General features: G+C 55.2%; 12 protein-coding genes and 1 pseudogene. 3 read left to right on the top strand and 10 right to left on the bottom strand.

The features are described 5' to 3' along the window. The 3 genes and pseudogenes from ACILRN_RS12715 to ACILRN_RS12705 form a co-directional block, all read right to left on the bottom strand. Positions 1–305 (bottom strand): annotated as a pseudogene (locus ACILRN_RS12715) (histidinol-phosphate transaminase); the annotation flags it as partial. Further along, positions 286–1,083, bottom strand: a complete 798-nt coding sequence (locus ACILRN_RS12710) for a chorismate mutase (protein WP_395688831.1) — start codon at positions 1,081–1,083, stop codon at positions 286–288. The pseudogene ACILRN_RS12715 and the gene ACILRN_RS12710, both read right to left, overlap by 20 nt. Positions 1,084–1,174: 91 nt before the next feature. Then, complete coding sequence (locus ACILRN_RS12705) at positions 1,175–1,918, bottom strand: class I SAM-dependent methyltransferase (RefSeq protein ID WP_395688829.1); 744 nt, start codon at positions 1,916–1,918, stop codon at positions 1,175–1,177. 41 nt (positions 1,919–1,959) lie between these two features. Here ACILRN_RS12705 and gloB point away from each other — a divergent pair, with 41 nt between their 5' ends. After that, entirely contained in the window at positions 1,960–2,733 is a 774-nt protein-coding gene (gene gloB, locus ACILRN_RS12700; RefSeq protein ID WP_395688828.1) for a hydroxyacylglutathione hydrolase, read from the top strand. Here the strand turns inward: gloB and ACILRN_RS12695 are convergent. The 6 genes from ACILRN_RS12695 to ACILRN_RS12670 all read right to left on the bottom strand — a co-directional run bounded on the left by ACILRN_RS12695 (position 2,726) and on the right by ACILRN_RS12670 (position 8,898). Beyond that, positions 2,726–3,607: a DMT family transporter gene (locus ACILRN_RS12695; RefSeq protein WP_395688826.1), complete on the bottom strand. Its 882-nt coding sequence runs from the start codon at positions 3,605–3,607 to the stop codon at positions 2,726–2,728. The two genes, gloB and ACILRN_RS12695, sit on opposite strands and share 8 nt — an antisense overlap. Then, complete coding sequence (locus ACILRN_RS12690) at positions 3,607–4,521, bottom strand: DMT family transporter (protein ID WP_395688824.1); 915 nt, start codon at positions 4,519–4,521, stop codon at positions 3,607–3,609. The genes ACILRN_RS12695 and ACILRN_RS12690 overlap by 1 nt, the downstream gene beginning before the upstream one ends. Before the next feature lie 74 nt (positions 4,522–4,595). Beyond that, complete coding sequence (locus tag ACILRN_RS12685) at positions 4,596–7,112, bottom strand: FAD-dependent oxidoreductase (RefSeq protein ID WP_395688822.1); 2,517 nt, start codon at positions 7,110–7,112, stop codon at positions 4,596–4,598. A gap of 111 nt (positions 7,113–7,223) precedes the next feature. Further along, on the bottom strand, positions 7,224–7,727 hold the full coding sequence (mobB, locus tag ACILRN_RS12680) for a molybdopterin-guanine dinucleotide biosynthesis protein B (protein ID WP_395688821.1): 504 nt from the start codon (positions 7,725–7,727) through the stop codon (positions 7,224–7,226). Continuing rightward, positions 7,724–8,317: a molybdenum cofactor guanylyltransferase MobA gene (gene mobA / locus ACILRN_RS12675; protein WP_395688819.1), complete on the bottom strand. Its 594-nt coding sequence runs from the start codon at positions 8,315–8,317 to the stop codon at positions 7,724–7,726. Before mobA ends, mobB begins: the two co-directional genes overlap by 4 nt. After that, positions 8,314–8,898, bottom strand: coding sequence for an MOSC domain-containing protein (locus tag ACILRN_RS12670; protein ID WP_395688817.1), 585 nt, complete (start codon positions 8,896–8,898; stop codon positions 8,314–8,316). The genes mobA and ACILRN_RS12670 overlap by 4 nt, the downstream gene beginning before the upstream one ends. Positions 8,899–8,920: 22 nt before the next feature. Between ACILRN_RS12670 and ACILRN_RS12665 the strand changes: the two genes are divergently transcribed. Together ACILRN_RS12665 and ACILRN_RS12660 are read left to right on the top strand one after the other, a co-directional pair. Beyond that, a complete protein-coding gene (locus ACILRN_RS12665) occupies positions 8,921–9,178 on the top strand; it encodes a sulfurtransferase TusA family protein (RefSeq protein ID WP_395688833.1) in 258 nt (85 codons plus the stop codon). Further along, a complete protein-coding gene (locus ACILRN_RS12660; RefSeq protein ID WP_395688815.1) occupies positions 9,175–10,053 on the top strand; it encodes a dimethylarginine dimethylaminohydrolase family protein in 879 nt (292 codons plus the stop codon). The genes ACILRN_RS12665 and ACILRN_RS12660 overlap by 4 nt, the downstream gene beginning before the upstream one ends. Before the next feature lie 48 nt (positions 10,054–10,101). On the opposite strand, the gene ACILRN_RS12655 is transcribed toward ACILRN_RS12660, so the two are convergent. Beyond that, the gene (locus ACILRN_RS12655; RefSeq protein ID WP_395688814.1) at positions 10,102–10,452 is read right to left on the bottom strand and encodes a Spx/MgsR family RNA polymerase-binding regulatory protein; all 351 of its coding nucleotides are present in this window, start codon (positions 10,450–10,452) and stop codon (positions 10,102–10,104) included. Between the last annotated feature and the right edge of the window lie 90 nt (positions 10,453–10,542).

Below are 10,542 nucleotides of genomic sequence, written 5' to 3'. Positions count from 1 at the left end.
GCATGCGCCAAAAGCTGCAGAAGCTCATCCGAACCTGCACCACACACGATGGACTCCGCCTTGAGGCGGTAACGACCGGCAATCGCCTCGCGCAGGAGAGTCGCGCTCCCATCCGGATATAATTCAAGAGTCGATGCTGCAGTTCTGTATGCCTCGATTGCTTCTTGACTTGCCCCAATGGGAGACTCATTCGACGACAACTTATGAATGCGTGCACCCTTGGTTCCGCTTTTTCCCGGCACATACGGAGCGATATCCAGGATTCCAGGATTCGGTTCGGGCCTTTTATTCTGAGAAGTTGGCATGCTCATACCTTATTGGCCGAGGGCAGCGGCCAGCAACCAGGACACCCGGGCGATGCCTCAGATACTCCCGAAGCGGATCAACCTCAACAGCAAGGAACCCCGGAAGACTTACAAGTACAAATCTGCCAACAGCCATGTGCCACAGCCTGGAAGATGGCATTGGGACATTCGGAGGCAGCAGGAGCAGTGTTTCATCATCCCCGCTTGGCTGAGGATCAACGTGACCAAGAACAAACAATTGTGGTTCCGCTCCACTGGCCAAAGCCGGCAGTGTTGCAACAATCTGAGTGGGAATCGGATCTCCTGAAAAAATATCATCGCCCCAGCCAGAGCCTGCTGCCAGTACGGCAAGGTCACCACGTTTTTGACGAATATGCTGGATGACCTCGTTTGCACCGTCGTGGAACAGAACGCTGATACCAAAAAAATGCTGAGCGACTATGGTGCGGGCAACCATATCATGCTCATCTGTCTTGGCCATGTGAAGCGTGACAGGGGCCTGCGACTGGATAGAGGCAGATAGTATGACGCGCCACAGCTGCACGATGAGGTCTGGTGAAAGGCTTCCCCGGCTTTCTGAAATCAGCCGCCGCAACATCGTTGCCTCACGAGCTGGCCGAAGTGGAGACACCCCCAGCGATCCATCGAAAGCCTTGTTGGCCCGAACACGGTCAGTCGTCTCAAAGCGGCGGATGAGAAGCCGGAGCAGATCACCATCGATTGCGTCAATCTCTTGCCGCAGGGCATCCAGAGATATTTCAGGCTGTCGGGTGGTCATGGATCGGAAGGCTCATCTCGCTTGGACCCCGGTTACGTCACCGGGACGGCGCGCTATTCATAGGCGCCGGGCCGGGAAATGCAATCCCGGGCTAGAAATCGGCCCTGAAGCGCCGCGTGGCCGGTATTGGGGCAAGCGTTGGCCGGGTGCGCGCCAAGAGCCGCCTGGCTCGCTTGCCTGATGCAATTGCGTAGACTTGCTTGACGGCTTCCACGACGATCACGCCGGATAAAGCCGGCATCAGCCTGGAACCAATGCTCTCAATTGCCGGCGCAGCAGAAAGAATGGCGCTGCTCGTCGATGGAGGAAAATACAACGCATGCGCCCAGGAAATGACCGAAAACTGGCTTTCTCTCAGCAGGGCTGAAAGTTGGGGCCGCGAATAGGGCTGTCCATGTCCGAATGGCGAGGTGTCGAAACGGGCCCAAACCCCTCGCCTGTTGGGCACCACCAGCAACAGTCGACCCTGAGGCGACAACACCCGCCAGATCTCCCTGAGCATGTCTTGGGGCGCATCCGTGAGCTCCAGTCCATGGACCACAAGGGCAACATCAATCACGCTCTCCAGGAGTGGCAGGTCACTTTCATCGACCAAGGCAGACTGTACCGACCCATTCTCCGGCCAGCGAAAGACGCCCTGCCGCGCCATCATGAAGGCGAGCTGTGCTTGCGAAGCTTCAATGCAATCGACGAGATAGGGCATGGCATAGCCCAGCCCCATGACACGCGCCGCGGTCACTCCCGTCAATCGAGGCCTCAGCTGACCTGCCAGCGAGCGGCGGGTAGCCAAACCGAGACGGCTGCCGTAGAATTCCCTGAGGTCAACACTGTCCATGTGCGCCCAGCATATCGCGCTCCGAAAAAAAGGCCATGCCCATGTCACATCTCGTGTTTCGTGTTTTCCTCTGCAGGGCTGACAATTATGGTGTCTTGATCAATGATACGGCGACCGGCAAAACGGTGTCCATCGATGCACCAGATGCTTCGGTCATCATGGCAGAACTGGACAAATCTGGCTGGAGCCTGACACACATTCTGACGACCCATCATCACAGTGACCACGTCGAAGGTAACATAGCCCTAAAAAAGCGCTTTGCCTGCACCATCATGGGCCCAAAATCAGAAGCGGATCTGATACCAGCCATCGATCAGCAAGTCGGAGGGGGTGATCTCCTGTCTTGGGCAGGCCATACCATCGGCGTGATGGATTGCCCCGGGCATACCAAAGGTCACATCGCCTACCACATGCCATCAGAAGCTGTCGTCTTTGCCGGCGATACGCTCTTCTCACTCGGCTGTGGTCGCGTATTCGAAGGGACGATGGACGAAATGTATCGTTCGGTGTCTCAGTTCAAGAAACTGCCAAAGGAAACAAGACTATACTGCGGCCATGAATACACGCTATCCAATGCCCGCTTCGCCCTGTCCGTCGAACCCGGTAATGTGAACCTGCAAGAGCGTGCCGCAGAGGTCAATGAGCGGCGTGCGAGACATCAGCTGACCTGTCCATCAACCATTGGAGCGGAACTCGCTGCAAATCCCTTCCTGCGCACTGACAGCCCAGAGATCCGAACTGTTTTGGAAATGAATGGGGAAACAGACGCGAAGGTCTTTGCCGAACTTCGGAGGCGGAAGGATGTCTTCAAGTAGAAGGTGGGGTCCTCAGCAGCAGATCTTTAGCGGCAATCACCGCGCCAAGCGTAATGAGAAAACAGGCGGTGACAACAGACATGGTGAGCGACGCAAAGCCTGCTGCAACAAGAACCATAGTTGACAGGAGTGGCGATGCATAGGAGGCAGCACCCAGCACCATGATGTCGCCGTGCTTGACGCCATAATCCCAGGTATAAAAAGCGATCCCCACCGGGAGCAGGCCCAGCCCAAGCACCGCTAGCCATTGTTGCCAATCCTGAGGCCATACAGTTGTTTCAAAGATCATGTGACAGATCAGTGCAAGGACAGCCGTCAACAGACAGAAACCTGCAACGACATCGGTTGGAACGTTTCCAAATCGACGTGACAAAACGGAATAACCTGACCAAATGATTGCACAGGCGAAAGCCAGCAGATGACCGTATCCAATACTGGAAAACATGGATCTCCCTTGTCCACCAGTCATGATCACCACTGCTCCGGCAAGCCCAAACACGACGCCTAGTACGTGATGCAACCTTATTCGTTCACCAGGCAGCAACGCAGAGAAAATCACAAGAAACAGCGGCCAGAGATAGGCAATCAGACTGACCTCAACTGCTGGTGCGTTTCGAATGGCACTAAAATATACGAAGTGATAGCCAAACAGGCCACCAATGCCTACAAGCCAGACCTTCCAGTCTTGTCGCATCGAGGAAAATGCTGATCTGCGGAACGGCCATGTCATGGCCCCGATAAGGCCCCCGATCAGGAATGTCATGGCTGCAAGCTGAAATGGCGGAACCGTGCCACTTGCGGCCGTCATCAGAGCCAGCAAAGCCCACATGACAATCGCAGAGAAGCCAATCAATGTTGCAGCAGAGCGGTTCACTATGTGGGCCCCACGTTTGCACGCCTCATCCAACGATCACCAAGAATGGAAACCATGACTGCAAGAATAATGATGCTCCCTCCGATATAAGCTGACTTTGCAGGAAGCTCGCCAGCGCCAATCCAGGCCCAAAATGGGCTAAGCACAACATCCAGCATCACGACCAGGGTAAGTGTCACCGCAGGAACATGTTTTGCTCCCTTTGCATAGAGAATGAGCGGGATCGAAAGTTGCAATGGCCCCATGAATGCAAGCAAAATCATTTCCTGTGGAGAAACAGGAAAGCCTCCTCCAGGATGACCACCAGCGACATACCCCATGACGCCTGCTACGATAAACGTCACGAAACCACCAACACAGATGGCTGGAACCATATCAATTCCGCGGTAGCGACGGAGTGCAAGGGTCTGACCTGCAAAAGAGATTGGAACCAGCAGACAGACCACCATGCCCAGGAGATTGCCTGCGGTGATGCCATCCCAGGCAATTACACCGGCTCCTCCCAACGCCATGAGCGCCGCAAGCCAGGAAGCCAATGTCGGACGTTCGTGTGTGATCCAGGGACTTAGAATGCCAGCAAAGATCGGCGAGAGTGCGCCGATAACTGATACGGTCGCAGTTCCTGTCAACGTAAGAGACGTGACATACAGCGTGGAACCAGCTGTAAAAAAGCTTGCAACTGCAATCAGGGCTTTCGGCGGTATGTTACGGAACTTGGTGCCCACATCCCGGCCATATGTAGCGACCAGATAGACCAGGACGAATACGGACATCCAAAACCCGCGCCAGCAGTTGATCTGCCACCCATCAAGACCGGGAAGAAAGCGGACAAAAACGCCAGCAAGGCTCCAGCCAACAGTAGCCAGCAGGACGAAGATTATGCCCGTCTCATAGCGGGGTTCAGAGACCGTCATCACCTTGGGCCGTTTTGGGTGGTTTGACCCTGCTTATCGACCCTGATCAAGGCTGGAAGCAATTACTGGATTGATCAGGCACGAAGCGCCTTGTTTTCGGGATCATAGGGGCTTTCAGGAATGACCGTGGCCTTGAACAGATCACCAAGGATCTTGATATGAAGTTCCGTTCCAACCGCTGCAAACTCCGGACGAACCATACCCAGCGCGAGAGACTTGTTTACACGGTAGCCGAAACCACCATTCGTGGCACGTCCAATCAACTTGCCCTGGCTATAGAGTGGCTCTGAACCACGGGCATCCGAGTGCTTGTCAGTTATACCGTGGACTTCCATAGTAACGAAATTCCAGTTCAACCCACTCTGCTTGCCATCTACGAGAGCGTCACGGCCAATAAACTGACCCTTGTTGGGATGAACAAACCTGTCCAGACCAGACTCATAGGCCGAATATTCGATTGAGAGTTCACGCGGTACCAGACGATAGCTCTTTTCAATCGACAGTGACGACATAGCCTTTATACCATAAGGGCGGATGCCAAGATCCTTGCCAGCGTCCATCAAGAGATCAAACAGCGCAACCTGCTGTTCTATCGGATGATGAAATTCCCATCCGAGCTCACCCACGAAATTGACGCGCAGGGCATGAGCGCTGCAGTGACCGACACTGATCTCCTTTCCAGACAGCCATGGAAAGGCATCATTCGAGAGGTCGGTATCTGTCAGTTTCTGCAGAACCTTTCTTGCCTTCGGACCCGCGATCACCAGCACACCAAGCCGTGTTGTGATCGGTGCCAGTCGCACCGAACCATCAGGAGGACAGAGTTTTCTCAGATAATCGTGATCATGCCGTTCATATGCGCCAGCCGAGACGAGATAGAACCGGCCTGGAGCCCACTCGTAAACCGTGAATTCAGCCCTTACCCCACCACGTGGTGTCAACAGGTGACACAAGGCAATTCTGCCCTGCTTCTTTGGGATCTTGTTGGCCAGAATTGATTCGAGCCAATCACGAGCACCCGGGCCCGAAACTTCCATCTTGGCGAAGGCCGACATGTCCTGAAGGCCAACATCAGTCATGACGTTGCGGCATTCCTCGCCCACGAACTGGAAGTAGTTCGACCGGCGGAAAGACCACTTCTCAACAATACGGCCATCCTCAGTAGGTGGTGCATGGTTGTGATTGGTCAGAACATCTGGGCTTTTCAACTCTTCCTTGCTCAAACCATAGCCCTTCGGTGCAAACCAGCCTGGACGTTCCCAGCCATAAACAGAGCCAAACACCGCACCCAGCGCTTTCATCCGATCATAACAGGGTGTCCGCTTCAGGGGACGTGCTGCCGCCCGCTCCTCATCAGGATAGTGAGGCGTGAAGACGTTGGCATAGGCTTCTTCATTCTTTGCTTTGAGATAGCCACGTGTTGCATAAGGGCCAAACCGACGGGGATCGACACCCATCATGTCAATTGTCGGCTCACCCTCGACAATCCATTCGGCAAGCTGCCAGCCTGCGCCACCAGCAGCCGTGACCCCAAAGGAGTGACCCTCGTTCAACCAGAAATTCCGCTTATCCCATGCCGGTCCAATGATGGGTGAGCCATCTGGCGTGTAGGCAATGGCGCCATTATAGACTTTCTTGATGCCGACCTCGCCAAAAGCAGGCACGCGGGCGATTGCAGTTTCGATATGTGGTGCGAGACGATCAAGATCTTCCTGGAACAACTCGTATTCGCTCTGATCTGAGGGACCGTCCACGTAGCAGCAAGGAGCACCATGCTCATAGGGTCCGAGGAGAAGACCTCCATTTTCCTCGCGCATGTACCAAGACGAGTCAGCCTCTCGCAGAACTCCCATTTCGGGAAGTCCCTTGGCGTGGCGTTCGCGGATCAGCGGATGAGGCTCCGTGACGATGTATTGGTGCTCAACCGGGATTACCGGAATGTCGAGCCCAACCATTGCGCCAGTCCTGCGGGCGAAGTTGCCGCTTGCCGAAACGACATGTTCGCATGTGATCTCGCCCTGATCCGTCTTCACGATCCACTCGCCATTCGGCTTCTGATCAATGCCAGTTACGGTGGTATTGCGATAGATCTCTGCGCCTCTTGACCGCGCACCCTTGGCCATTGCCTGGGTGAGATCAGCAGGCTGGATATATCCATCATCAGGATGCTGGATAGCCCCAAGAAGCCCATCAGTTTCGCAGAGCGGCCAGATTTCCTTCACCTGGCCAGGGGTAAGTTGGTTGACCTTGACCCCGATCGTTTCTGCCACGCCAGCGTAGTACATGAACTCATCCCAGCGGTCGGGCGTGCGCGCAAGACGAATGTTGGACACCTTTTTGAAGCCCACAGGTTGGCCCGTCTCAGCCTCGAGGGAGTTATAGAGATTGACGGAGTATTTATGGATCTGACCTACAGAATAGGAAAGGTTGAAGAGCGGCAGAAGCCCCGCCGCATGCCAGGTCGAGCCGGAGGTCAGCTCTTTGCGCTCAATCAGAACGACATCATTCCAACCCTTTTTTGCTAGGTGATAAAGCGTGCCAACGCCGACCACGCCCCCGCCGATCACGACCACGCGCGCATGTGTTTTCATAGCCGAAAATCCCCGTAATCCGGAAAAACCGATACCGAACAGATTAGTGAGCTAGATTCAACAGGCGTGAGGCGGAACGACTGGGGCCGTGTCAAATCCGACATTGGCCCCTCACCGACCAAGCCCGGCGTGGGTCTCTATGAAACTTGCCAGTGCCGCGACATCGTCTCGGTCAAAGACCGGTACGGGCGCATCAACCACAGGCCCGTTGGCGGCGACCGCAACAATGCTTCGATCGGAACCAGCAAGTGCTGGATGAGAAAGAGCTAAATTCCGGACCTCGATCTTGTCGTGCTCATCTCTTTTGTAGCCCTCCACTATGATCAGATCGCAAGGCGCGAGTTTCTCCAGTATCTCGGAGAGCGTTGGCTCTGGATCATCGCGCAACTCGGCAATGATGGCCCATCTGTGGCGCGATACAACAGCTACTTCAGACGCTCCGGCTTTTCGGTGCCGAAAACTGTCGCGGCCTTCATGGTCAATGTCAAAAGAATGATGAGCATGTTTTACGGTCGAAACACGGTACCCGCGCCGGGTGAGTTCGATGACCAGTTTCTCGACAAGGGTCGTCTTGCCAGCATTCTTGAAGCCAGCAACACCAATGACTTTGGTCATATGAGGAGTTCCATCGCTATGCGCCGGGCTTCAGCAAGATCATTTGGTGTGTTTACATTGAAGAAGGGGTCATAAGGCTCGACAGGCCAGTCGACGGCAACAGCCTTGCAGTATGCCGCCCAATCCTGCAGTCGAAAGAGCTGGCCCTCAAACAGAAATTTTTCCAGTTTTGCATGCAGGGATGAAGCCCACAGACCGGTGAGATAATGCATCTGGCCTGCAGAGGCTGCAATGACAGCGTCAGACTCACCCCCAGAGAGCCTTGCCACCAGATCATCGGGCAAGAACGGTGTATCGCACGGAACTGTCAGTACAGAATCGAAGTTCTCATGTCGTGCAAATTGCAGTGCAGCATGAAGACCTGCAAACGGACTGGTGGATATCTGGAGAATATCCGGGACAAGCCGATAACCTGTCTTGGAGTACTGATCCTGGCCATCACGGGCATTGATCACGATGAGATCTGCCTGAGGCTTGAGGCGAGCGAGTATACGGGTCAAGATGCTCTGCCCGTTGATTTCTTCAAACGCCTTATCCCGGCCCATGCGGGAGGAGCGGCCGCCCGCTACGATGACGGCGGCAACTCTCATGTATGTGAATAGATCCGCTGAGGAGGGATCCAGACCGAGATCTTGTCGCCCACCCGAAGCCTGCCCTCTGCTTCAACCCAGCCGACCACGCCGCGCTTGTGCATGGCAGCCTTCACAAATCCCACAGTTACCTCAGGATGATGCCGAGCTATGATCTCAGTCGGGTAACGGCAGGGATGATTCTCGGCATCCACCACGATCATGGCACCCGAGCCAAATTGCAGTCTGGTGGAGGGCGGCAGTAAAGTGAGATCGGGAATGCCCCTGACAACAAGGTTTGCACCGAGCCAACCCGGCTTGATGGCCGGGATCCCCATGCGGCTGGCAACATCGGCCAGTTCCTCGAACGAGACAATGGACAACTGCCGCGAATTCCGCACTTCCGTGCCGCGGGTATATTGCTTTGACATGCGGCTATCGGACTTGCGGGTCAGCCCGGCATGACAATCACCCTCGACGCCGGAGAAGCGGAGCTGAACCTCTGGAACTGGCTGTTTTTCGAGGCCGCGCTTGCGTTGCGGAGTAGCCAGCAGCAGGTCCACCACGCCGCAGGCTGACAGTTTGGTCAGAAGTTCCGGCACGGTTGTTGTCTCCCCCCGTAGGATGCTATCTTGTAGCCTGGTCATGCCCCGAAATCATTCAGAAAAAACACTCGACCTCTCCGGCCTGCTCTGCCCGCTTCCAGTGCTGAAGGCCCGCAAGCACCTTCAAACGATGCCATCCGGAACGGTGCTAAGGGTGATTGCCACAGACCCCATGTCCGCAATAGACATGCCGCACTTCTGCAATGAGCAGGGCCACACCCTTCTGGACGAGGAGAAGGATGGCAGCGCCCTCATTTTTAGGATCAGACGGAAATGAGCTTTGATTTCGGTTCGTTCAACAACTGGGGCCAATTGAAGAAAGTGGCAATCCGCGATGTGGAATCAGCCTTCATGAGCGATGCCAAGATTGACGCGGAATGGAAGGACCTCAATTTTCATTCTCGTCCCGACCTCGCAAATGCGAAACGGGAATATGCGCAGGTAGAAAAGATACTTGCCAGCACAGGCGCCGAGATCATCAAGCTTCCCGGCGGAGAAGGACTTACCCTTGATTCCATCTACACCCACGACGCCCTGATCGTTACGCCCCGCGGACTTGTCAAACCACGGATGGGCAAAGCGCAACGGCGCAAGGAAGCCGCAATAAATGGTGCCGCGCTTGAGGCACATGGCCTTCCAATTGCCGGCGAGATTACTGGCGAGGGCAAGATTGAGGGTGGAGATCTGGTATGGATCGACCGCTTCACGCTGCTGGCCGGAGTTGGCTACCGCACCAATCTCGAGGGACTGCGCCAACTGGGTGAACTGGCTGGTCCTGACGTTGAGATCCTCTGGTTTGACATGCCTCATTACAAGGGGCGCTCGGATGTGTTCCATCTCATGTCTTGTCTGTCACCACTGGACCATGACCTTGCGGTCGTCTACCCACCACTTATGGCAGCCCGTCAGATTGAGTTCCTCGAGGCAAGAGGGATTGATTTTGTAGAGGTTCCGCAGGAAGAATTTGATACCATGGGCTGCAATGTTCTCGCCCTTGGTCCACGCCACGCGATGATGGTCGAGGGCAATCCCGAGACGGAGCGCCGCATGAAGGCCAAGGGCGTTAGGGTAGAGGTCATCAAAGGCACCGACATATGCCGCAAGGGCGAGGGTGGCCCCACCTGCATGACACGACCACTTGTACGTAACTGACCTTGCAGGATGAACCTGGCCGGGTGATCCCGGCCGGGATGACGGCGATCAACCAAGAAGCTCTTGAATTTTCTTGGAGAATCCAACAGTCACAGTACCGTCCTTGTGCTCGATCAATGGCCGGCGGATCAGCGAGGGATTATCGACAGCCAGCGCGACCGCCTTTGCTTCCGTGAGATTGGCAGTCTTCGCTGGAGGAAGCCCTCGCCAAGTATATCCCGCCTTGTTGATCATTTTGTCCCAACCGCCGAGCGCCTTGGACCATTTGGCAACCTGATCCTTCGTTACGGGGGTCTCCTTCACATCTGAGAAGCTGTGTCTGATTTTCTTTCCGTCAAGCCAGTCGATTGCTTTCTGGCAAGTCGAGCATTTTGACAGTCCATAGAGCTTGAGCGTCATGTCTTGTTCACCTCTTGAGCGAAAGCGTCTTGTCAGTAAGGATCTCCGACCCTCCGATCTGGTCCGTAAATGCCCGGAACAGCTTCTCGA

Origin of the sequence: Aestuariivirga sp. (genome assembly GCF_044238155.1) — a bacterium.
GTDB lineage: Bacteria > Pseudomonadota > Alphaproteobacteria > Rhizobiales > Aestuariivirgaceae > Aestuariivirga.
The sequence above is the reverse complement of the archived record's forward strand: the minus strand, read 5'-3'. Positions and strand labels throughout refer to the sequence as shown.